Annotated in this window: 21 protein-coding genes; 8 read left to right on the top strand and 13 right to left on the bottom strand. The window is 33.3% G+C overall.

The genetic code is table 11. From position 1 onward, the window contains the following. The first annotated feature begins 33 nt into the window (after positions 1 to 33). Positions 34 to 759 (top strand): 3-deoxy-manno-octulosonate cytidylyltransferase, encoded by a 726-nt coding sequence (gene kdsB, locus ACQY56_RS07000; protein ID WP_428737208.1) that lies wholly within the window; start codon positions 34 to 36, stop codon positions 757 to 759. Between the two features lie 49 nt (positions 760 to 808). Here kdsB and rpsO read toward each other — a convergent pair whose 3' ends face one another. Next, complete coding sequence (gene rpsO / locus ACQY56_RS06995; protein ID WP_428737207.1) at positions 809 to 1,084, bottom strand: 30S ribosomal protein S15; 276 nt, start codon at positions 1,082 to 1,084, stop codon at positions 809 to 811. Positions 1,085 to 1,271: 187 nt separating this feature from the next. Here rpsO and ACQY56_RS06990 point away from each other — a divergent pair, with 187 nt between their 5' ends. From ACQY56_RS06990 to ACQY56_RS06970, 5 genes are read left to right on the top strand one after another with little or no spacing between them, the layout of a single operon-like run. After that, positions 1,272 to 1,676 carry an RrF2 family transcriptional regulator gene (locus tag ACQY56_RS06990; RefSeq protein WP_428737206.1) on the top strand — a complete coding sequence of 135 codons (405 nt, stop codon included), beginning with the start codon at positions 1,272 to 1,274 and terminating at the stop codon, positions 1,674 to 1,676. A gap of 19 nt (positions 1,677 to 1,695) precedes the next feature. Continuing rightward, a complete protein-coding gene (flhA, locus tag ACQY56_RS06985) occupies positions 1,696 to 3,873 on the top strand; it encodes a flagellar biosynthesis protein FlhA (RefSeq protein WP_428737205.1) in 2,178 nt (725 codons plus the stop codon). A gap of 15 nt (positions 3,874 to 3,888) precedes the next feature. Then, positions 3,889 to 4,965, top strand: coding sequence for a DHH family phosphoesterase (locus ACQY56_RS06980; protein WP_428737204.1), 1,077 nt, complete (start codon positions 3,889 to 3,891; stop codon positions 4,963 to 4,965). Between the two features lie 4 nt (positions 4,966 to 4,969). Next, on the top strand, positions 4,970 to 6,487 hold the full coding sequence (locus tag ACQY56_RS06975; RefSeq protein WP_428737203.1) for a c-type heme family protein: 1,518 nt from the start codon (positions 4,970 to 4,972) through the stop codon (positions 6,485 to 6,487). Continuing rightward, on the top strand, positions 6,480 to 7,751 hold the full coding sequence (locus ACQY56_RS06970) for a response regulator (RefSeq protein ID WP_428737202.1): 1,272 nt from the start codon (positions 6,480 to 6,482) through the stop codon (positions 7,749 to 7,751). Before ACQY56_RS06975 ends, ACQY56_RS06970 begins: the two co-directional genes overlap by 8 nt. A gap of 12 nt (positions 7,752 to 7,763) precedes the next feature. Here the strand turns inward: ACQY56_RS06970 and ACQY56_RS06965 are convergent, their stop codons facing one another. From ACQY56_RS06965 to ACQY56_RS06935, 7 genes are read right to left on the bottom strand one after another with little or no spacing between them, the layout of a single operon-like run. After that, a complete protein-coding gene (locus ACQY56_RS06965; RefSeq protein ID WP_428737201.1) occupies positions 7,764 to 9,161 on the bottom strand; it encodes an N-acetylmuramoyl-L-alanine amidase in 1,398 nt (465 codons plus the stop codon). 7 nt (positions 9,162 to 9,168) lie between these two features. Further along, positions 9,169 to 10,260 (bottom strand): nitronate monooxygenase, encoded by a 1,092-nt coding sequence (locus ACQY56_RS06960; protein WP_428737200.1) that lies wholly within the window; start codon positions 10,258 to 10,260, stop codon positions 9,169 to 9,171. Beyond that, positions 10,260 to 11,462, bottom strand: coding sequence for a tyrosine--tRNA ligase (gene tyrS / locus ACQY56_RS06955; protein WP_428737199.1), 1,203 nt, complete (start codon positions 11,460 to 11,462; stop codon positions 10,260 to 10,262). Before tyrS ends, ACQY56_RS06960 begins: the two co-directional genes overlap by 1 nt. Before the next feature lie 22 nt (positions 11,463 to 11,484). Beyond that, a complete protein-coding gene (locus ACQY56_RS06950) occupies positions 11,485 to 13,638 on the bottom strand; it encodes a RelA/SpoT family protein (protein WP_428737198.1) in 2,154 nt (717 codons plus the stop codon). An 11-nt stretch (positions 13,639 to 13,649) separates the two neighbouring features. Beyond that, positions 13,650 to 13,871 (bottom strand): DNA-directed RNA polymerase subunit omega, encoded by a 222-nt coding sequence (rpoZ, locus tag ACQY56_RS06945; protein WP_428737197.1) that lies wholly within the window; start codon positions 13,869 to 13,871, stop codon positions 13,650 to 13,652. A gap of 15 nt (positions 13,872 to 13,886) precedes the next feature. After that, complete coding sequence (gene pyrH, locus ACQY56_RS06940; protein WP_428737196.1) at positions 13,887 to 14,600, bottom strand: UMP kinase; 714 nt, start codon at positions 14,598 to 14,600, stop codon at positions 13,887 to 13,889. 47 nt (positions 14,601 to 14,647) lie between these two features. Beyond that, positions 14,648 to 15,235 carry a GGDEF domain-containing protein gene (locus ACQY56_RS06935; RefSeq protein WP_428737195.1) on the bottom strand — a complete coding sequence of 196 codons (588 nt, stop codon included), beginning with the start codon at positions 15,233 to 15,235 and terminating at the stop codon, positions 14,648 to 14,650. Positions 15,236 to 15,363: 128 nt separating this feature from the next. Here ACQY56_RS06935 and ACQY56_RS06930 point away from each other — a divergent pair, with 128 nt between their 5' ends. Together ACQY56_RS06930 and ACQY56_RS06925 are read left to right on the top strand one after the other, a co-directional pair. After that, a complete protein-coding gene (locus ACQY56_RS06930; RefSeq protein ID WP_428737194.1) occupies positions 15,364 to 17,316 on the top strand; it encodes a M3 family metallopeptidase in 1,953 nt (650 codons plus the stop codon). A gap of 53 nt (positions 17,317 to 17,369) precedes the next feature. Continuing rightward, positions 17,370 to 18,326 (top strand): endonuclease/exonuclease/phosphatase family protein, encoded by a 957-nt coding sequence (locus ACQY56_RS06925; protein ID WP_428737193.1) that lies wholly within the window; start codon positions 17,370 to 17,372, stop codon positions 18,324 to 18,326. Here the strand turns inward: ACQY56_RS06925 and ACQY56_RS06920 are convergent. Genes ACQY56_RS06920 through ACQY56_RS06900 form a run of 5 tightly spaced genes read right to left on the bottom strand, consistent with a single transcriptional unit; the run spans position 18,307 to position 22,874 of the window. Further along, positions 18,307 to 18,987, bottom strand: coding sequence for a uracil-DNA glycosylase (locus tag ACQY56_RS06920; protein WP_428737192.1), 681 nt, complete (start codon positions 18,985 to 18,987; stop codon positions 18,307 to 18,309). The genes ACQY56_RS06925 and ACQY56_RS06920 overlap by 20 nt on opposite strands. Positions 18,988 to 18,990: 3 nt before the next feature. Then, a complete protein-coding gene (hemC, locus tag ACQY56_RS06915) occupies positions 18,991 to 19,950 on the bottom strand; it encodes a hydroxymethylbilane synthase (RefSeq protein ID WP_428737191.1) in 960 nt (319 codons plus the stop codon). Beyond that, positions 19,950 to 20,774, bottom strand: a complete 825-nt coding sequence (locus tag ACQY56_RS06910) for a DsbA family protein (protein WP_428737190.1) — start codon at positions 20,772 to 20,774, stop codon at positions 19,950 to 19,952. The genes hemC and ACQY56_RS06910 overlap by 1 nt, the downstream gene beginning before the upstream one ends. Further along, the gene (locus ACQY56_RS06905) at positions 20,737 to 21,171 is read right to left on the bottom strand and encodes an FxsA family protein (RefSeq protein WP_428737189.1); all 435 of its coding nucleotides are present in this window, start codon (positions 21,169 to 21,171) and stop codon (positions 20,737 to 20,739) included. The genes ACQY56_RS06910 and ACQY56_RS06905 overlap by 38 nt, the downstream gene beginning before the upstream one ends. Next, positions 21,171 to 22,874: a proline--tRNA ligase gene (locus ACQY56_RS06900; RefSeq protein ID WP_428737188.1), complete on the bottom strand. Its 1,704-nt coding sequence runs from the start codon at positions 22,872 to 22,874 to the stop codon at positions 21,171 to 21,173. Before ACQY56_RS06900 ends, ACQY56_RS06905 begins: the two co-directional genes overlap by 1 nt. Between the last annotated feature and the right edge of the window lies 1 nt (position 22,875).

Genomic DNA, 22,875 nt, shown 5'->3' with positions numbered 1-22,875 from the left:
TAATTATAACAAGGGCACCCTTAAAGGATTTAAATGATAATTATTCCAGCGCGTTTGGCCTCAACACGTTTCCCACAAAAAGTTATAGCAGATATCGACGGTTTACCTATGGTTGTTCGAACAGCAAAAAGAGTTGAACATCTCGATAAAGTAGTTGTTGCTGCTGATGATGAGAAGATTATAGAGATTTGTAAAGCACATGGTATAGAAGCGATGCTTACATCTACAACACACAAAAGTGGAACAGATAGAATTCATGAATGTGCAACCCTCTTAAACCTCGATGACGATGAGCTTATCATCAATGTTCAGGCTGATGAGCCTTTTATAGAACCAGATGTTGTCGCATCACTACAAAAAAAACTCCAAGAGCTTCAAAATTGCGGTGAAGAATTTATAATGGGAAGTTGTTATAATGCGATCAATGCCGAAGCTGCGGAGGACCCAAATCTTGTAAAAGTTGTCATCAATGCAAATGATAATGCGATTTATTTTTCACGTTCTAAAATTCCACACAACGCTGGTGGCGGAGCAAAATATTTTGGGCATATTGGTATTTATGGTTTTTCAAAAAAGAGTTTACAAGAGTTCTGTAATCTTGGAGATGCATCTATAGAAGATATAGAAAAACTAGAGCAACTTCGTGCAATTTATCATGAGAAAAAAATAGCTATGGTAAAAGTAACTTCAACAGGTTTTGGAATAGATACAAAAGAAGATCTTGAACGTGCTATAGAGATATTTTTATCGAAAAAGTAAAAAGTTATCCATCTCAAAAAAAGAGATGGATAAACAAGGAGGAGTGTTGTTAGATGTTGTCACGAATCCCTAAAGAATCTACTAAAGCTTGGTAACCATCTTTGTTCGTTCTTTTGAAATACTTCATAAGACGACGACGTTGACCAACTAGTTTTAGTAGTCCTAAACGTGATGCATGATCTTTTTTGAACACTTTTAAGTGCTCAGTTAACTCTGCAATTCTATGTGTTAAAAGTGCAATTTGAACTTCACTTGAACCAGTGTCGCCATCTTTGCGAGCATATTTTGCAATAATCTCTTGTTTTTTAGCCGAATCTAAAGCCATAGTAGCCTCCTGATAGGTATAATAATCTAACTCCAATGCGAGTTGCAGAAAAGTTGAAGTGGGATTATACCCAAACAATTCTTTAAGTTTATTTAGAAACAATTTCTAATATTTACTCGGATAATTAAGAGTTTTTAGCTATAATAATCTTCAAAAGAATGTTACAAAGAAAGTAAGTAAAGTAAATATGTTAATTACCAAAGCAAGTGAATATGCAATTCTTTCATTGATAGTTTTATCTTCAGCAAAAGAACCAATGGACAGTGAAACCCTTTCACGTGACTTATCAATCTCTAAAAGTTTTTTAGCAAAAATTCTTCAAGCACTTGCAAAAGCTGAAATATTAAAATCTTACAAGGGTGTTAATGGTGGTTTTTCTTTAAATAAAGATCCAAAAGATATCACAATGCTTGATGTACTCTCTTGTGTTGAGAGTAAAGCTCCAGCTGTATTTGAATGCTCACCTTCTGAAAAAAATTGCCCCTCAGATAAAGCAGGTATATGTTCTATTTGGCCTTTTTTAAATAGACTTCAAGTAAAAATAGATGATTTTTTACAAGATCTCACTTTAGCAGATGTATTGAAAGATTAAATGTTACGAGTAATCACAATTGGCTAAAAAGAAACTCACATTAAAACAGCAAGTTGGTACTAGTTTAAATTTTCTGCTAGGACAAAAAGACTTAAGTGTCATTGTCTTTGTTATGGCAATTATGACAATTATCATTGTCCCTTTGCCATCAGGAGTCTTAGACCTTTTTCTAACAGTATCTATGGCGATGGCTGTACTCATTTTATTAATCTCATTATATATTCCAAAACCAACAGATTTAACAACATTTCCAACACTTATTTTAATCCTTACCCTTTTTAGACTTGCTTTAAATATAGCAACTACAAGGATGATTTTAAGTCATGGATATGAAGGTCCAGAAGCAGTGAGTGACATCATTACTAGTTTTGGAAACTTTGTTGTTGGTGGAAACTATGTGATTGGGATCATCGTTTTTGCTATCTTGGTTATCATCAACTTTATGGTAGTTACGAAGGGTTCTACAAGGGTTGCAGAAGTTGCTGCTCGTTTCGTACTTGACTCTATGCCTGGTAAACAGATGGCAGTTGATGCTGATTTAAATGCTGGTCTTATTGATGATGCCGAGGCAAAAAAAAGACGTGCAGACATCTTACAAGATGCAAACTTTTATGGAGCAATGGATGGATCAAGTAAGTTTGTTAAAGGGGATGCTGTTGCCGGTATCATCATTACCCTTATCAATATCATTGGTGGTTTCTTAATCGGTGTATTTCAGTATGATATGAGTGTAAGTGATTCAGCTGCAACTTTTACCCTTTTAACAATTGGTGATGGTTTAGTTGGTCAGATTCCAGCGTTAATAGTTTCGACTGCAACAGGTATTATGATAACACGTTCTTCAAGTGATGGTGATAACTTTGCAGAGGGTACTATCAACCAAATGGCTGGAAATGCAAAAGTTCTTATGATTGTTGGCGGAATCATGATACTTTTTGCTCTTGTACCTGGTCTTCCAACAGCTTCTATGGGATTTATCGGTATATTATTTGCTCTTTTAGGCTGGTCAATCTATAAATATGAACGTGGAGAACTAAACATTCTTGATGTTGAAAACATCTTAGGTGGTAAATCTAAACAAGAGCGTGAAGATCAAGAAAAACTCAAACCAAAAAAATCTCAAGAGGATATTATAAGAGAAGAGGAAAGCGCACTTCAAGATATACTTAAAGTGGAAATGTTAGAACTTACACTTGGATATCAACTCATTAAACTTGCAGATAGTTCCCAAGGGGGTGATTTACTAGAACGTATCCGTTCTATGCGACGAAAAATTGCAAGTGACTATGGATTTTTAATGCCTCAAGTTCGTATTCGTGATAACCTACATCTACAACCAACTCAATACCAAGTGCTTTTAAAAGGGGTTGTTATTGGTGAGGGTGAAATTATGCCAGATCACTTTTTAGCAATGGATAGTGGTATGGCAACTGGTAAAATAGATGGCAAACTAACAAAAGAACCAGCTTTTGATCTCGACGCCTTATGGATACCACAAGATCAAAAAGAAAATGCTATTATGAATGGCTATACCGTTGTTGATCCTGCTACTGTAATCTCTACGCATATGAGTGAACTTATTAAACGCAATGCAGAAGAATTACTTACACGTCAAGAGGTGCAATCTCTTATTGATAAAATTAAAAATGATTATCCAGTTATTGTTGATGATGTGCTTAAAGTCGCTAATATTGGGCTTATTCAAAGAGTGCTTAAAGCACTTTTACATGAGAAAATTCCACTTAAAGATATGCTCAATATTTTAGAAACAATCGCAGATATTGCAGAATATACAAAAAATGTAGAGTTTATTTCAGAACAAGTACGTGCAAAACTCTCTCGTGTCATTACGCAGATGTATACTAGTGATGATGGGATCATTCGACTCTTAACTTTTGATACACAAACAGAACAGATGTTACTTCAAAAATCTCAAGAGCGAGATGGTGTACGCAATATAATGCTCAATGTTGGTGAGATCAATGCACTTATCCAAGCAGTAAGTACAAAAGCTGCTGAAGTGCTACAAAAAAATATCTCACCAGTTATTGTGATAGTTGATCCACAAATTCGTCGTGGTGTTGCTGAAATATTTGAAAAATTCTCACTCGATATAGTCACACTCTCTCACGCAGAGATAGATTCAAATGCTACTTTTGAAGTATTAGGTTCAATCACGATAGAACAAAACAATTAAATTAGAAGGAAATAGATGCAAAATAGGACTATCCACCATTTATCCCATATAGATTTAGATGGTTACAGTTGCCAACTTATTATGAGATATACCCCTTATACAAAATATAATTATAATGCTAACTATGGGGCTGAAGTTAAAGCAAAACTCGAAGAGATTTTAGAAAAAATACAAAAATCAAATGAGAGTACCATGATACTCATCTCTGATCTAAATCTAACTGCCGAAGAATCAAAATGGCTTGATAATGAGGTCAAAAAACTCAATGAAAATAAAAAAGATATCACACTGCAACTTCTTGACCATCATGGAAGTGGTGAAGAGTGTGCAAAAAAATATGGGTGGTACTTTTTAGACACTGCACGTTGTGCCACAAAAATTGTATACGATTTTACAAAAGAAAATTTTGACTTTGATGCACCAACTTGGATGGAAAAATTTGTAAATATCGTAAATGCAGTTGATCTTTGGAAACAAGATGAAAAAGACAACTTTGAGTATGGAAAAGTTTGTATGCGCCTCATTACAGAAACAAGAGAACTCAATCGTGTAATGTTTGCTAAAGAGGATACTGAGTATAAATTAGCCCTTCTACACGAAGCTGTAAAATATATCGATGAAGAAAATGCCCCTATTATTTTAGATGAAAAAATTCATCTACTTAAAAAAGATTTTTTTAAAGATCAGCATGATGATACTTTAGACAATCTTGCTACAGAGTTTATAGTAAACTTACTTGGAGAAAGTAAAACACAAAAGACCATCTACTATAAAGGTTATAAAGGGTATCTTTCGTATGGTGTTGGAAATACTTCTATTATAGGTAATGGATTTTTAGTTAAATTTCCAGAATATGACTTTATCATTGATATAAGCTTTAGAGGGACAATGAGTCTAAGAGCCAATAATAAGGTAAGTGTCGCCCAAATTGCTAAAGAATGGGTAGGTGGTGGTGGCCATCCAAATGCAGCTGGAGGAAGAATTCTAGGTTTTAAAGAACAATTTCGCTATGATAAGGTAAAAGAACAAATAGAATCAATTATTCATAAAAAAGAATCAATTGCGGGAGATCTAGAATATAAAAAAGGATAGGTAAATGTTAAATAAACTTCTCAATTATATTTCGCTGTTACTTGTGTTTTTATTTGTCGGTGGTTCCATAGGGTTTTACTATGAACTTGAAGATTTTTATGAAAAAGAAGCGTATAAACATATTAAAGAGCATGTTGTATTTTCTGGTGCTATGCAAAAGTTTTTCTATACTGAACAACAGCCAGAAATTTATCAATTAATGTATGATTACAACATTTCGCAAGATTTTTTTAACCCTAAAATTCTTTCTGCAACCTATATGATTGCACATATCAACAAAGATTTTCAAAAAACATTACAAGGTGAAATGAGTAGAGAAGAAAATACACAATTTCAATTTGTAGAGCATAACCTACATGTAGATAGTCAAGAAACCCATGCTATAACATTCAAATTTGCAAGTGATAATCCCTTAAATCAAGAAAATAAAGCAAACATTTATGAAGCTAATATTTTAAAAAACTTTAGAGATAAAAACATTCATTCAATCTCAGAAAAAATAGAAAAAGACTCGAAAGAGTATCTTGTTTACGCTATTCCATCGATGCCAAATAATGCCTTGTGTTTGCAATGTCATGGTGACCCTTCTAGTGCACCTAAAGACTTAGTAAATATGTATGGAACTTCTAGTGGTTTTCATGAAAAAGAGGGAGATATTCGGGCAGCTTTAGTGATCTACTCAGAAATCAACTCTTCAAATATGATGTTATTTTATATCTTGACTGAAAGCGTAATGATACTAGCTTTACTTTTTATATATGCTACTGTAAGATACTTTTTAGTACAACTCAATAGTAAAGATCAAGTTATTACAAAACAAGCTCGTTTTGCGGCTATGGGAGAGATGCTTGGTATGATAGCTCACCAATGGAGACAACCACTTACAGGAATGGGAATCACAACAAATAATCTTCTGCTAGATATTGAACTAGGCGAAGTTGATAATGAACGCTTAAAAAGTAACCTCGATGTAATAAATCAACAAATAGCTTATCTCTCTTCAACTATTGATGATTTTAGAAATTTCTCACAACCAAATAGAAAATTAGAGCAACTATCACTTAAAAAAATAGTTGATGAATCTCTTATCGTTATCAATAGTACGCTTGAAAAAAATAATGTAATCATTCATAATGATGTTGATCCTTCTATAGAGGTAACAACACTCAGAAATGATTTAATGCAAATATTTTTAAACCTTATCAAAAACTCTATGGAAGCTTACATTGAAAATAATATTGATGAAAGAACAATTGAGATTTCAGCAGAGATATTACCTAACAAGTCAGTAGCATTAAAGGTAAAAGATTATGCTGGTGGCGTTCCACAAGATATACGAGAAAAAATATTTGAACCATATTTTAGTACAAAAAATAAGAAAAACTCAACAGGACTTGGTTTGTATATGTCAAAAATGATAGCTAGTGATCATTTAAATACTGAGATAAAATTAGAGGTTCAAAATAACTCTAGTATATTTACACTTATAATTCCTAAAAACACAGGTGATTCTAATGATTGATATTAATGTTATCAAACTTAAAGAGTATGCTTCTGTTTGTAGTGTTTTATATGTTGAAGATGATGAACTTATTCGTGAACAAACTAAAGATTTTTTGAAACGATTCTTTCCAGATGTAGATACTGCTGTAGATGGACAAGATGGTCTTACAAAATACGATCAAAAAGATTACGACATCATCATTAGTGATATCAATATGCCAAATCTCAACGGTATAGAGATGATAGAAGCGATAAAAGAGATAAATTACGAACAACACATCGTTGTAACATCTGCTTATAATGATAGTGAACACCTACAAAAACTTATTAATCTCAATATTGATAAATTTGTTGAAAAACCATTTAATAACAAACAATTTTTATATGTTATATATAGAATCTCTCATGAAATATATAACAAAAAAATGAAAAACAATTTAGAAGGTCAGGTAGAAAATCTTTATAAAAATGCTCAAATTGTAATAGATGAAATTCCAATTGGACTTATCACCCTCAAAAATAATGCTATCTCGTTAGTCAATAAAGCATTTTTAGAGATAGGTGATTTTGATTCAGTTGAAACTTTAAAATTAGAGATGCCAGATATTGGTGTGCTTTTTGAAGATGCAAAAGGGTGTATTAATGCACAAACAAATGAAGACCTTATAAAACAGCTACTTCATTTTAAAGAGGCAGAAAAAAAAGTTCGTATTTTAAAAAATTCAAAAACATATGAATATAAGGTAACTATTACAAAACTCCATGAAGAAAATAGCTATATGCTTACATTTACAGATATAACAGCTATCCATAATGAACTTTTTAACGATCTACATACAAAACTTCCAAATAAAAAATTTCTGCTTGAACAACTCGATGTTTTACGCAAGAATCACTCAAAAATTTATGTCATTTTAGTAAAAGTAAAAAACTTCAAAAATATTGAGAAATGGTATGGCAAATCAGATGCAATTAAAGTTGAAATGGAGTTTGCTAAACTCGTAAAAGCTCTTGTTCAACCATTAGATTCTAATGCTTTTATAGGGTATTTTGGACAAAATAACATTGTAATTTTACCAAATCAACAAAACTCTGAACTAATTAAAAAAGTGTACGCTACCTTACAAAATAAAGTAGTTTCAACGGTTGAACTTTCAAAAAGGAATACAGCTTCAGAAGTTGACTTATCACTAAGGTTAGAGGAAAAAATGCTTCAAATAAATACAAATGAAACTTTAGTAAATATCGAAACACATCTTATTGATGAGTTTGATCTATTTTAAAGAGCTCTTTTTTTAATTATATAAAAAGTATCTCTCTACTCCATTAGCAAGTCCTAAAGCCATTTTCTCTTGGTATTTATCATTAACTAATCTTTTTGCTTCTGTTGGATTTGTTATAAAACCAACTTCTACAAGAACGGCTGGCATCTGTGCACCAACAAGTACCCAAAAAGGAGCTGGTCTAACCCCTGCATCTTTGACATTTTTATATGTTTTTCTTAGACTTGCAAGTGCTCCACGTTGAAGATCAATCGCCAATTTATTTGAAGCGACAATATTATGTGAATTAAGCGTTGAGAGAAAACTTTGTTTTCCATAAAAATCCATCTCACTCATATCGGCAGAGTTCTCTTGTGCTGCCACTTTTTTTGCACGGCTTGAACGTGATTTGTCAAGAAAATAGCACTCTAATCCATACGCTTGTTTTGCATGTTTTTTACTCACTGCATTCGCATGTATACTGATAAAAAGGTCAGCTTTTTTTCTATTTGCGTATTGTGTTCTATTTCTAAGTTTGATAAATGTATCTTCTGCTCTTGTCATATATACTTTATATCCACGAGACTTTAAAATAGCATTCAATTTTTTAGCAATTTGTAATACTACTATTTTTTCTCTATACTTTTTATAACCTACTGCCCCTGGGTCTTTTCCACCATGTCCTGCATCTATAACAATTATTTTATCTCTGTCCAAGCGTGTAGGTGTTTTTACCTCTTTTGTTGTTGCTATATATTTTGGTGTTTCGATAGCATCTTTTTTAGGTGTCATTTTAATGATTAATTGTTCATTAGATTTTTTAAATGAGATACCTACTTGAGAACTATCTTGTATAACTAAACGGAGTGTTGTTGGATCAAATTGTGCGAGTTTTATCTTATCTATATCTGCTTTTTTCAATGTTTGAGATTTTGTCAACATCGAAGCGTGGATATCAAAAACATATTTATAACTTTTTGTTTTTGGATCATAAAGTTTAAAGTAATTGATTTGATTATTTCGTAATTTTTTATCGAAATTTAAAACAAGTCTTTCATTTTTCCATCGAATTGATTTTAGTTTATGGGAAGAAGAGACTCTAATATCTTGAGAGCTTTCTTGTTTTGTTTTTTTTGTAGTAACAGGAGCTTTTTTAGTCTCTAACTTTTCAAGTTCATCAGAGTATTGTGAAATATCTATATGTAAAGATGTCCCACACTTTACTATCCCTTCAAGTGCACCAGCTTTTAATTTTTGATCTTCATTCATAAGTGCACGGAGATAAATATTTTTATAGTCATTATACGCACGAAATTGATCTGCTTTTGCAGATGATGCAGCATAGCCATCAGCTCGTTTTAAAAGCTCAAAATCGTCTGATGCATATAAAAAGGTAAAAACTAAAAGAAACGTTACAACAAAGCGAATCATCTAAATTTTATTCACCCTCTGTCAATTTGTCCATTAACTCTTTTACCGAGATTATTTCATCTAGTTTATATCCATTTGTTCCAGAAAAGAAAAGTCCTGTTTCTAAATTTCCTTCATATGCATCACTGAGTCTGTCTGCTATACAAAAGCCAACAACTTTCGCTTCCTCTCCACGATTACATGGAGCTACACAATTTGAGATACATTTTATATCTGGACCCTCTCTATTTTCTACCAAATGAGTTAAGTTTGACACCACACCACGCGCTGGATAACCTACAGGTGAACTCATTAATTTGATAGTATCCTCAGTTGAATCTAAAAGAACTTGTTTTAAATTTTCATGTGCATCACACTCATGAGTACCAATAAAACGTGTACCAATTTGCACACCTTTTGCACCTAAATCCATCATATCTTCAATATCTTTTTTATCCCAAATTCCACCAGCAGCGATCACAGGAATATCACCCCACTCTTTTGCTTCTTCAACAACTGGAGCTACTAAATTTTCAAGTTGATACTCTTCCATAAGACATTGCTCATAGGTAAAACCTTGATGTCCCCCAGATTTAGGCCCTTCTAAAACTACGGCATCAGGTAAACGGTTATAACGTTTTTCCCATCTACGACAAATTAGTTTTAATGCTTTTGCAGAAGACACAATTGGCACTAATGCTACATTAGGATAGCCTTCAGTAAATTCTGGCATATTTGTAGGCAGTCCAGCTCCTGTAATGATGATATCAATTCCAGCTTCACACGCATCTCGCACTACTCTACCATAGTCATTAATTGCATATAAAATATTTGCAGCAAGTGGCTTGTCACCACAGATTTTTCTCGCATTCTCTATGATTGCTTTTAAACCCTCTTTTGAATAAAAGTTTGCTTCGCTTAAAGGTCTATTAGCTACGAGTTTATTTACAAACTCTTTATTTTGGTAATACCCAGTTCCAACAGCAGAAACAACACCCAGTCCACCCTCTTTTGAAACGCTACCAGCTAACTTATCCCAACTGATCCCAACACCCATACCACCTTGAATGATAGGTTTTTCTATCGTGTATTTTCCAATTTGTAAAGATGCGAAACTCATTAATTAACCTTTAATTTTGCAAATTTTCTTTTTCCAACTTGTAGTAAATATTCTCCAGAACTAAGTTGTAAATTCATGTCAGTTACTTTTTGTTGGTCTATTTTAACACCACCTTGCTTAATATCACGTCTTGCCTGTGAAGTAGATGGTTCAAGTTTACAATCAACTAAAGCTTGAGCAATCCAAAGCTCATCTGCTTTGATCTCAAACTCTTCTATATCTGTTGGAATTTGACTTTGTGCATGCACTCTTTCAAACTCTTCTTTTGCACTTTGTGCAGCTATTTCATTATGAAATCTAGCAGTTATCTCGTAAGCTAACTCCTCTTTTACTTTTTTAGGATGCAATGAACCATCTTCCACACCCACTTTAAGTGCTGCAATCTCATCTAACGATTTTGTTGAGAGCAGTTCGTAGTATCTCCACATCAACTCATCTGAAATACTTAAAGTTTTTCCAAACATATCTTTTGGCTCATCACTTACGCCAATGTAGTTGCCTAAAGATTTAGACATCTTTTGAACACCATCAAGACCTTCTAAAATAGGCATCATAAGTACAGCTTGTTGTTTTTTCACTTCGTATGATTTTTGCAACTGACGTCCCATAAGCAAGTTAAATTTCTGATCCGTTCCACCAATTTCGATATCTGATTTGAGATATACACTATCATACCCTTGTAAAAGTGGGTACATAAACTCACTTACAGCAATTGGTGTATTTGAAGCGTATCTTTTTGAGAAATCATCACGCTCTAACATACGTGCAACTGTCAAGTTTGAAGCAAGTGCAATCATATCTGCAGCACTCATATTTCCAAGCCAATCATCATTATATACAATATCAGTTTTTTCTTCATCTAAAATTTTAAATGCCTGTGTCGTATAACTATCTATATTATGAATAATCTCTTGTTTTGTAAGTACTTTTCTCGTTACACTTTTTCCTGTTGGATCACCAATTGTAGCTGTAAAACTACCAATAAGAAACTGTACACGTGCACCATATTTTTGAAATGTTGCAAGTTTTTGTAAAAGTACAGTATGCCCTAAGTGCAAATCTGGTGCAGTTGGATCAAAACCAGCTTTTACAGTATATGTTTTTCCCTCTTCAAAATAAGCTTTTAAAAGTTTTTCAATCCTTTCACTATCAATAATTTCCGCAGTACCACGGTTTATTTCACGTAAAGCTTCTTCTATCATTTATTACTTTCTCTTTCTTTTATTAGTTTCTATAAGCATCATCACTTCTAACTAATTCTACGACTTTAATTTTGGACTCAATTTTAGCACGAAGTGTATTAATATCAGCTTCCTCGGATTGAAAAACGATATCACAATAATGGATATAGTCAAGATTGTCTTTTCCTAGCTCAATTGATGCTAAATCGATATTTTGTTTCGCCAAAAATGCCAAGAAATCAGCCAAAGCACCTTTCTCATTTGTAAGTGATGCTATAAGCTTGTATCTAAATATTTTCTCTTTTGCCCATTTTACAAAAACCATATTTTCATTTTGTTCTAGTTTTTTTGCAGCATTTTGACATAGTTTATGATGTACATGTGCTTTTGATTTTTCCAAAAATGCTATCACTTCATCCCCATATTTAGGATGGCAGCAATAATCAAAAACAACATCGCCTACACTTGCATTTGAATAGAGTTCCATACTACTAATTTCAAACTTTTTGAGTTTAAATCTATGACGATTGATAAAGTTTTTAAAACGATTATTTTGTGCGATATCACTGATATATTTATGCACTACATTTTTTAAATGCTCGATATCTGTCGGGATATGTGAAAGGTTTTCACAATTATGCACCCGCAACCATTCATCAACTCTTGCGTGATTTAGATTCATAATAGTTGCTATGATATTTATAGCTGCTTTTGAGTTTATATCACGGATTCTACTATTACAGTTTGTTTTTATGTTTGTTTGGGCTTTAGAGGTTTTAACTGCATCGATCCAAGAACATCTGGTCTCTATCTCATCACCTGTAATTACTCTAACGATATCTCCATTATTTAGCTCTGTTAAAAGTGAGGTTTTACTTTTATTGATAAGTCCTGCAACTGCACGATTTCCTATATCTGTATGCACAGCATAGGCAAAGTCTAATAATACAGCTCCTCGTGGCAATGTAAAAGCATCTCCTGTTGGAGAAAACACTGAAATATCCTCTGCATATAGGTCTGTTTTTATCAGCTCATAAAAGTCTTCTGCTGATTCATTTTGGTATTGAAGATTATCAAGCCAATCTAGCTTGATATTATTTCCACCTGATTTATACTTCCAATGTGCTGCTACTCCAAGTTCTGCAGTTCTGTGCATATCATATGTTCTAATCTGCACTTCAAAAATAGCAGTATTATAAAATACTGTTGTATGAATCGTTTGATATCCATTATCTTTTGCAACCGCGATATAATCTTTAAAACGAGATGCTAAAGGTCTAAAATTAAGATGTACCAAACCTAAAGCATCGTAACATTTAATTGGATCTTTTACTAATATCCGAATTGCTAAAAGATCAAGTACTTCATCAATACTCACACCTTTTCTTTGCATTTTTAGATAGATAGAATATTTATGTTTGATACGTGAAAGTATCTCAAAATCATCTTCACAAAAACCATTATGAATTAAGATATTTGAGATGTGTTGTTTAAAATCATTCAAACGCATCTCAATAGCATGATAGTTTGTGTCAAGATAATTATCTATAAAATGTCTCTCTTGAGGAAAGAGATATGAAAAACTCAAATCCTCTAACATATTTTTTAAAAAGCTAATACCCAAACGGTGTGCTATGGGTGAATAAACAACTAGTGTTTCTTCAGATATACGTTTTTGTTTATGGGGTGGTAGGGCATCTAATGTAAGCATATTGTGCAGTCTATCACACAGTTTTACAACAAGCACACGTACATCTTCGATACTTGCTAGTAGCATCTTTCTAAATGAAAGTGCAGAAACTATTAACTTTTCATTTGAAGATGAAGGGATAAGTTCACTATCACGAATCGAGTCAATTTTTGTAAGCCCTGAAACTAAATGAGCGACATCTTTTCCATACTCAGTTTCAACATCCTCTATAGTTATTTCAGTATCTTCTACAACATCGTGTAAAAGTGCTGCAATTGCCATCGCTTCATCATTTGTGATAGAAGATACAATAGCTGCAACTAAAATAGGATGGATAATATACGGCTCTCCACTCTTGCGTAACTGTGTTTTATGAGCCTCTGTTGCAAAAGCAAGAGCAAGTTTAAGTTTATCTGTTGGAATTATATGTGAGAAAAGATACGCGGTAGCCGAGTCAATATCGTGAAGATGTTTTACCTTCTCAATATCAACTGAACTTAATGACAAAATTAAACTTTTTAATGTTTAGAATCGTTAAAGCCTTCAATACTAATAAGGCCTTCAGCAATTTCCATAAGAGCTAAATCAGTTGATTTGATACTTGAACTATTTACACTTAATTTACTTGTAGCTCCATTATCTAACTCTTCTGATCTTTTTGCAACTGCAATAGCTAATTTATAACGATCCATACTTGGATTTTCATTTAAAACTTTCGCTGTTAATTCTTCAATTTTCATCTATTTTTTTCCTTATTATTTAACTATAGAGCAATTTTGCATATTGCCATCTTTTAAAATATCTAAAAGGTTCCCCTCTTTAAACATATCACACACGATAATTGGCAATTTATTATCTTTCGCAAGTGCTATCGAGGTATCATCCATCACTTTGATATGATCTTGTAATGCTTGATCGTAACCAATCTCATCAAGTTTTACTGCATCGCTATATTTTACTGGATCTTTATCATAAACTCCATCAACTTTTGTAGCTTTTACAATCACTTCTGCGCCAATCTCAACAGCTCTCAGTGTTGCGGCAGTATCAGTTGTGAAAAATGGGTTTCCAGTTCCAGCAGCAAAAATAACTACACGCCCTTTTTCAAGGTGTCTACACGCTCTACGATTGATATAAGGTTCAGCAATCTGCTCCATTTTAATCGCAGTTTGCATACGTACTTGTAATCCAGCATGTTCACACGCTTCTTGCATAGCTACGCCATTAATAACAGTAGCAAGCATACCCATATAATCACCACTAGTACGCTTAATAATACCATCTTGTGCAGCAGTCACACCACGAATAATGTTTCCGCCACCAATTACGATCCCTACTTCTATACCAACATCTACAAGAGACTTGATCTCTTGAGATATAAAATTAAGAATCTGGGTATCTATACCATGACCAGCTTCACCAGCAAGAGCTTCACCAGAAAACTTCACCAAAACACGTTTATAAGCCATGCAATACCTTCATATATAAAATCTGCGTATTATAGTTAAAACTCTCTTTAAAATTGCTTTGATAGTGCTTGTAAAATTGCTTTTTCTATCAAAATATCAGCATCTGTTCCATCAGTAGGATACTGGCTAACTCCCATAGAGACTTCACACTCTATATCTATCCCTTTTAACTGTTGTTCAAAACCATCTTTGAGTCTTTGTAAAATAAGTTGATATTTATCCCCTTCAAGATACTCATTAAATAAGATAATAAAAACATCTTCATCTACACAGGAGACCAAATCTTCATCACGAGTTAACCTAATAATGACATTACTCGCTTCATAGATAAATTTATGTGCTAACTCAATAGATTTTTCTTTAATTTTTCCGTAATTATTTATTTTAATTGCTAAAACAGTAAAAGATTGATTATGTCTTATTGTTCTACTGATTTGCTCATCAAAAATATATTTTATATTTTTTTTGTTTGGCAATTTAGTGATTGGATCAAAATACGTTTCTCTAAACAACTTCTCTTCATTCTCATTAGCGGCAGAGATTTTCGTTTGTAAACGTACGATATAATAAAACAAAACTACAATCAGACCAATACTTCCATATACCAAATAACCATTAATACTAAAATTTTCCATACTAACTAACTCTTTTTATAGTTTTTAACTATTGTAACATAATTTTTTTTAATTTGAAAATGGATTTAGATTTCTAGTTTAGAATTGGCTATAATACGCTAAAAAATCAAAGGGCACAAAGGTACGATATGTCAAAATTTTTAACTTTTTCATGTGATCTTGACAACTTTATAAAAGATTTAAAAGCACAACTAACAAACAATAATGAAAAAATTGAATCTCTTTTACACTTAAAGGATAAAACTTACAAAAACTTTCTAAAACCATTACAGATGATGGAGGAAGATTTAGATCATTTTTTTACACCACTTTCTCATCTTAATAGTGTAAATAACTCTGAAAAAACGCAAAAGGTTTATACACAAGCACTTCCAATTATCACAGAATATTCTACAAAAATCTCTCAAAATATTGAGATTTATAAAGCCTATAAAGAGATTGCGACAAATGAAAATACTCAATTAAATTATGAACAAAAAAGAGTACTAGAGCTAAATATCCAACATTTTGAACTCAGTGGTGCTCATCTTGATGAAAAAACAAAAGCACGTCTTCAAGAGATAAATATTCGCAAAAGTGAACTCTCAAACAATTTTTCTCAAAATGTTCTTGATGCAACCAATGCCTACTCATACATTATTGAAGATGAAGCAGATGTTGATGGTCTTCCTGCAAGTGATAAAGAAAGTGCAAAGTTTGAAGAAGATGGGAAAACAAAATACAAATTCACTTTGCAAATGCCCTCTTACATTGCTTATATGACATATGGAAAAAATAGAGAGATTAGACAAAAACTGTATGAAGCGTATGTCTCTCGTGCACCACAGAACGCGGCTATTATAGATGAACTACTAGCGCTTCGTCAAGAGATGAGTGAACTTTTAGGTTTTAAAAACTATGCCGAGTATTCACTCGCTACTAAAATGGCTCCCTCAACTGATAAAGTGATAGAATTTTTGGAATCTCTTTTAGATAACTCACAACATCAAGCTCATGAAGAGTTAAAACAACTACAAAAAAGTGCACCACACCAACTAGAGAGTTTTGATACAGCTTACTATAGTGAAATTCTCAAAAAAGCACAATACGAGATTGATGAAGAGCAGTACCGTCCCTATTTTGAGCAAAAAAGTGTTGTAAATGGAATGATGCAGTTTTTACAAAAACTTTTCTCAATCAAATTTGTACCTCATGAAGAGAAACTATGGCACGAAAAAGCTTATGCTTATCATATCTATGAAAATGATAAACTCAAAGCAAAAATCTATTTTGATTTAGAGGCAAGAGATTCTAAACGCGGTGGTGCTTGGATGAATAATTTTGGTGCACATTGCCAAGATGAAAATGGTGAAGAACATCTAGCCTCTGCATTTATAGTCTGTAACTTCCCACCTTCAAGTGATACAAATCCATCACTCTTACGCCATGATGATGTAGTGACACTTTTTCATGAGATGGGACATGGTATCCACCATCTACTCTCAAATGTCAATGAAAATGAGGTAAGTGGTGTTAATGGTGTAGAGTGGGATGCAGTTGAATTTCCTTCACAATTTTTAGAAAACTTTGCCTATGAACCACATGTACTTAAAATGTTTGCAAAACACCATGAAACAGGTGAAGTACTCAGTGATGCGATGATTGATAAATTAGTTCGTGCTAAAAACTTTCTTTCTGCTATAGGGATGTTACGCCAACTAGAGTTCTCACTCTTTGATTTTGAACTCCATACAAAACTTTTCCAAAGAGAAGAGGTACAAAACCTTCTCGATTCTATCAGAAAAAAAACAGCACTTATAAAAGCACCCACATACAATAAATTTCAAAATGGATTTAGTCATATTTTTGCTGGTGGGTATGCAGCAGGATATTATAGTTATAAATGGGCAGAAGTACTCAGTGCCGACGCTTTTTATGCAGTCGTTGATGAAGGTGTTTTTGACTCAAAAACTGCTTTAAAATATCGTGATATTATTTTACATGGTGGTGGAGCAAAATCGATGCAAGAACTTTTTAAAGAACTGATGGGTAGAGATGCAGATACTACACAACTACTTCGCCTAAATGGTATAAATGTGTGAAATTTTTCGTACTCTTTTTACTTTTTTGTATAACTCTTTTTGGAGGTGAAACTTTGAAGATATCTACATACAATGTTGAAAATCTCTTTGATCTTAAAAAAAACGGTTATGAGTATAAAGAGTATATCCCCTATACAAACTCTGGCTGGAATGATAAAGCTTATAAAGCAAAACTAAAAAATCTCTCTCGTGTCATTAAAGATATAGATGCAGATATTATAGCCCTCCAAGAAATTGAATCCTTACAAGCACTAAAAGATTTACAATTTCAACTTAAACGTGATGGTTTGTATTATCAATATATCAAAATTGCAGATGCCAAAGATACTGTTATCAAAGTAGCCTTACTCTCAAAAATCCCTTTTGTTTATGCAAAAGATTTAGTTGTAGGGTATTCTTATGCTTTTAGAGATATTTTAGAAGTTAAATTCAAAATCAACAATGAAAATTTATATCTCTTTGTTAATCATTGGAAATCAAAAGCAGGTCCTGAGAGTATGCGTATAGCGTATGCAAAAGCACTTAAAAAAAGAGTTCAAGAGCTAGGGAAAAATAAAAATATCATTGCCTTGGGAGATTTTAATTCCCACTATGAAGAGTATAAAACATTTAAACGAAAAAGAAAACTCAATGATACAGATGGCATCACTGGTATCAACCATATCCTAGGTACTATAAACTACCAACAAAATGCTTCAAATACCACTCATACAAAAGAAAATGAATTTTATAATCTCTGGTACGATACACAAGAGGAAAAACGTTACAGTTATATCTACAGAGGAAAAAAAGAAGCACTTGATAATATCCTTATCTCAGCCTCTTTACTTGATGAAAAAGGGCTTGATTATAAACAAAACTCTATAACTTCATTTGTAAAACCTTATCTTTACAAAGGAAAATATATCTACAGATGGCAGATGAGTAAAGGTAAAATTCGCAAACACAAAGCTAAAGGGTATTCAGATCATTTAGCTGTAGTAGCTGAATTTACGACAAACACCAATTAATTGGCGTTTTGTTATTCGCTATCAGGTAAGCATTTGTTTTAGAAAAAGGTTTTGAACCAAAAAATCCTCTGTATGATGAGAGTGGTGATGGGTGAGGTGCTTTTAAAATCAAGTGTTTTCTTGAGTCAATCAACTTCTCTTTCATTTGAGCTGGTCGTCCCCACAATATAAAAACAACATGCTCTTTATTTTCACTTATAGCTTGAATAGTTGCATCTGTAAATTGCTCCCAACCAAGCCCTTGATGTGAAGCTGCATTTGCAGCACGAACACTTAACACTGCATTGAGTAAAAACACCCCCTGTTTTGCCCAAAAAGTAAGCTCACTAGTTTTTGGATATGTACACCCAATATCATCACTGAGCTCTTTAAAAATGTTCACGAGTGAGGGTGGATGCTGTACACCATTAAGTACTGAAAAAGCTAATCCATGCGCTTGGTTTGGTCCATGATAAGGGTCTTGTCCTAAAATCACTACTTTTACATTTTCAAAATCAGTAGTATTGTATGCGTTAAAGATATTTTCCTCTTGCGGGTAAATTGTGTAGTGTTGTTTCTCTTGGATAAGTGTTTTTTTTAACTCTTTGAGATAAGGTTTTGTAAGTTCATCGCTCAAAACCTCTCTCCAAGATTCATTTGTTATCTTTGCATCAAAACCCATTGTTTAAAGTCTTTGTGGCATCTCATCTTTAAAAGCTACTTCTTCAGCCTTTTTAAGTAATTCCAATGCCCCATTATTTATCATGAGTTCTGCCATCTCCAAGCCCATTTTTTCACTCTGCAATATTTTTTTTGTCATCTTCTCTTGCATAATATTTGTACCGTCACTAAAACCGATCATTGTACGGAATACTACATTATCTCCATCGATCACGGCATTACAAGCAACAGGAGCTGAACATCCAGCTCCAATTTTAGAGATAAAATCCCTTTCAATCTGTGTACAAGTGAAAGTGTTCACGTCTTTTAAAAATTCAGCAATTTCACGTACTTTTTCATTTCCACTTACAATCTCAATTCCTAAAGCAGCTTGTCCCATTGGCGGGATCATCATATCAAGAGATAGTTTTTCAACATGTGGGATATCTTTTAAAAGATCAAGTCTATTTAAACCTATAAAAGCCAAAATAATAGCATCGTATTGACCCTCTGCTAGTTTTCTAAGGCGAGTATTTACATTTCCTCTTAAATCTTTTACTTTTAAATCTGGTCTTTTAGCGAGTAGTTGCATACGACGACGCAAACTCGTAGTCCCAACAACAGCACCAAGAGGGAGTTCATCTAAAGAGCTATATCTATGAGATAAAAAAACATCACTTTGATCCTGACGTTCAGTTACAGCAGTGAGTTCAAGCCCCTCTGGGATGTAAGTCGGAACATCTTTTAAACTGTGAACTGCCATATGTGCATTACCCGCTAACATTTGATCTTCAAGCTCTTTTGTAAAGTGTCCTTTCCCACCGATAAGTGCAAGTGGTTTATCAAGTACTTTATCGCCATTACTTACGATCTTATTTAACTCTACTTCAATCTCTGGGTATGCTATTTCTACTCTTTCTTTGATATGATATGCTTGCCAAAGAGCTAGATCAGAGACTCTTGTTGCTATAACTAATTTTTCCATTATTTAACCGTTTTATATCCTAACTTTTTCTCATCTAATTTTCCATCAAGATATACAGTTGGTGTACCAGCGACCATTAACTCATTTGCCGCATCAAAATCATGATTTACTTCTCTTAAAACTTTTATATCGTTGATATCTTTCTCTATGAGTTTTGTTCCAATAGCTTGATTAAATGCTGCAAGTATTTTTTTAACGTCTTTTTCTCTTGGATTTACTTTAATATCATACATTTTTAGCATTACATCTTTTACACCTTGAAGTTGTGCAGCTGCTGCCATTTTTACAATCTCTACTGAAGCAGGATGGATTCTCTCTAGTGGCATATGATAATAATACACAGCATATTTTGCAGGATCTTTTTTCATATCTTTAAGTGCACCAGGGACATAACCTTTACAAAATGGACATAATGGATCAGAAAAAATCACAACTTTATGTCTTGATTTTTCATTTCCATAAATTAGATTTTCTTTTGCATAAAATTTATTTTGAAACTTTGGTTTTACAGCATCTACCAAACTTCGACCACTATCCATATTCATCAGTTCTTTCGTGATGATCTTTCCATCTGAAAACCAGATCATTCTTTGTTGAACCTGTTTTTTTGGATTATTTTTTAAGTATGCTTGAACTTCTACTATATAACCTTTCCAACCCTTTAGATCTTTTAAATCTACACTCTCTTTTATTTTTACACTTACTGACTCTATTTTATCATTTTCTTCAAATTTGTCTGTTAAAAATTCTTCTATATTCTCATTTACTGTAGCAGCACTAAGTACACTACTTAACAGAAGTGTCGCGCTCAATAATCTCAACATCGATAACATTATCATCCTTTTTTAAGTTTTCTTCATTTTGAAACACTGAAGTGTTACATTGATTGGATTTTACATTATAACGGTTAACAATCATACTCGTTATTGCACTAAATTGTAATAATACTCCTAAAATATCTGTTAAAAAACCTGGGATTATAAGAAAAATTGCCCCAAAAAGAGTAAAAAGGTTCAATCTTTGAAACTCTTGAAGATCTATACAGTTATAAGAAACTGCTTTCATATTTTGCACAAGTGTTTCTCTAAAATTCATAAGGATAACTATCCCTAAAAATGCACTTACGAGTATCTCTAAAAATGTTGCAAGTCCACCAATAGCAGAAGATATATTTACAGAAACAATAACTTCTAAAAAGAGATAAACTAAAAAATAGATCATTAGATTAGTTCCATGATCTTTTGATAAATTTCATCCGCTTTTACCTCAGTTTTTGCAGTTGTCGCTCTGTCATATATTTGCACATTGCCATTTTCAAGCTCTTTACCGATAATAACTGTGTAAGGGAATCCTATAAGTTCAGCATCTTTCATCTTAAAACCAAATCTATCTTTACGATCGTCTAAAATTACCTCTACTTTTTTCTCTTGAAGTTTTGCATATAACTCTTCACCTAGGGCTACTTGTGCATCATCTTTAATATTTGAGATCATAATATTTACCATATACGGTGCTGTCTCTTTTGTCCAGATACATCCATTTTCATCGTGATGTTGCTCAACTACGGCTGCAACTAAACGTGAAACTCCCATTCCATATGTCCCCATGATAAATGGCTGAGCTTTTCCATTTTCATCTAAAAATTCTGCTTTTAATGGTGCTGAGTAAGTAGTTCCAAGTTTAAAGATATGCCCAACTTCGATCCCTTTAGTAAAAGAGAGTTCACCATCACAATATGGGCAAGTATCCCCCTCATTTACCTCTGCGATCTCTGCAAAATAAGCTACTTCTGATATTACACCAAGATCAACACCAACAAAATGGTAATCTTTTTCATTTGCACCACAGATCATATTTGTAGCACCCTTTAGATCAACATCGATCACATGTTTTGCTTTATCTTGATCGAGTGGTCCTATAAAGCCTGGTACAAGACCTATCTCTTGTAACTCCTCTTCCGTAACATCTACGATGTCAAGAGCATCCGTAGCATTAACAGCTTTAACCTCTTGCAGGTTGTCGCATCCACGTACAAAGAAAAGTACGATCTCAGAGCCCTCTTCATAAATAACACGTTTTGCCACACACTTGATCGTATAGTATGGATCAACTTTAAAAAACTCTGCTAAATCTTCGATCGTTTTTGTATCCAGTGTTAAAAATTTATTGAACTGAGCTTCGGGAGCCTCAGGGATATGTGAATGTTTACTTCTTTTTGCAGCTTCAATGTTCGCACCGTATTCACATTTTGAACACACCGCGATCGTATCTTCTCCACTATCCGCTAAAACCATCAACTCTTTTGATCCACTTCCACCAATTGCACCACTATCAGCTTCAACCACTCTAAAGTCAAGCCCTAAACGAGTAAGAATCTTTTTGTATGCCGCTTCAACAGCATCAAACTCACGATCAAGATCTTCATAAGAGTTATGGAAACTGTATCCATCTTTCATAATAAATTCACGACCACGCATAAGTCCAAATCTTGGTCTCGCTTCATCACGGAACTTTGTTTTTATCTGATAAAGATTGATTGGAAGATTTTTATATGATGTCACACGGTTACGTACTAAATCAACCATCATCTCTTCGTGTGTTGGACCTAAAACAAAAAGGTTCTCTTTACGATCACGAAAACGTAAAAGTTCTTTTCCGAACTTCTCAATACGTCCACTCTGGGCCCAAAGATCAGCTGGAGTTACAAAGCTAAGTTCAACCTCTTGGGCTGAAATTGCCTCCATCTCTTCATTAATCACATTCTCAATTTTTTTAATCACTTTTTTAGCAAGAGGCATATAGTTATATAAACCTGCTGCAACTTGAGAGATAAAACCTGCACGAGATAAAAATATATGGCTAGGAAGTGTCGCCTCGTTTGGCACTTCTTTAGATGTTGGTATAAACGCTTGAGATCTTTTCAAA

Origin of the sequence: Sulfurimonas sp. (assembly GCF_050296975.1) — a bacterium.
In the GTDB taxonomy this organism is placed as follows: Bacteria; Campylobacterota; Campylobacteria; order Campylobacterales; family Sulfurimonadaceae; genus Sulfurimonas.
The sequence above is the reverse complement of the archived record's forward strand: the minus strand, read 5'-3'. Positions and strand labels throughout refer to the sequence as shown.

What these genes read in the sequence shown, in the direction of transcription:
- ACQY56_RS06930 (WP_428737194.1), top strand. Translation starts at nt 15,364, where the DNA reads ATGTCAAAATTTTTAACTTTTTCATGTGATCTTGACAACTTTATAAAA.
- ACQY56_RS06965 (WP_428737201.1), bottom strand. Translation starts at nt 9,161, where the DNA reads ATGATTCGCTTTGTTGTAACGTTTCTTTTAGTTTTTACCTTTTTATAT.
- ACQY56_RS06980 (WP_428737204.1), top strand. Translation starts at nt 3,889, where the DNA reads ATGCAAAATAGGACTATCCACCATTTATCCCATATAGATTTAGATGGT.
- ACQY56_RS06910 (WP_428737190.1), bottom strand. Translation starts at nt 20,774, where the DNA reads ATGTTGAGATTATTGAGCGCGACACTTCTGTTAAGTAGTGTACTTAGT.
- ACQY56_RS06960 (WP_428737200.1), bottom strand. Translation starts at nt 10,260, where the DNA reads ATGAGTTTCGCATCTTTACAAATTGGAAAATACACGATAGAAAAACCT.
- rpsO (WP_428737207.1), bottom strand. Translation starts at nt 1,084, where the DNA reads ATGGCTTTAGATTCGGCTAAAAAACAAGAGATTATTGCAAAATATGCT.
- pyrH (WP_428737196.1), bottom strand. Translation starts at nt 14,600, where the DNA reads ATGGCTTATAAACGTGTTTTGGTGAAGTTTTCTGGTGAAGCTCTTGCT.
- ACQY56_RS06935 (WP_428737195.1), bottom strand. Translation starts at nt 15,235, where the DNA reads ATGGAAAATTTTAGTATTAATGGTTATTTGGTATATGGAAGTATTGGT.
- tyrS (WP_428737199.1), bottom strand. Translation starts at nt 11,462, where the DNA reads ATGATAGAAGAAGCTTTACGTGAAATAAACCGTGGTACTGCGGAAATT.
- ACQY56_RS06975 (WP_428737203.1), top strand. Translation starts at nt 4,970, where the DNA reads ATGTTAAATAAACTTCTCAATTATATTTCGCTGTTACTTGTGTTTTTA.
- ACQY56_RS06970 (WP_428737202.1), top strand. Translation starts at nt 6,480, where the DNA reads ATGATTGATATTAATGTTATCAAACTTAAAGAGTATGCTTCTGTTTGT.
- ACQY56_RS06920 (WP_428737192.1), bottom strand. Translation starts at nt 18,987, where the DNA reads ATGGGTTTTGATGCAAAGATAACAAATGAATCTTGGAGAGAGGTTTTG.
- rpoZ (WP_428737197.1), bottom strand. Translation starts at nt 13,871, where the DNA reads ATGAAAATTGAAGAATTAACAGCGAAAGTTTTAAATGAAAATCCAAGT.
- hemC (WP_428737191.1), bottom strand. Translation starts at nt 19,950, where the DNA reads ATGGAAAAATTAGTTATAGCAACAAGAGTCTCTGATCTAGCTCTTTGG.
- kdsB (WP_428737208.1), top strand. Translation starts at nt 34, where the DNA reads ATGATAATTATTCCAGCGCGTTTGGCCTCAACACGTTTCCCACAAAAA.
- ACQY56_RS06905 (WP_428737189.1), bottom strand. Translation starts at nt 21,171, where the DNA reads ATGATCTATTTTTTAGTTTATCTCTTTTTAGAAGTTATTGTTTCTGTA.
- ACQY56_RS06990 (WP_428737206.1), top strand. Translation starts at nt 1,272, where the DNA reads ATGTTAATTACCAAAGCAAGTGAATATGCAATTCTTTCATTGATAGTT.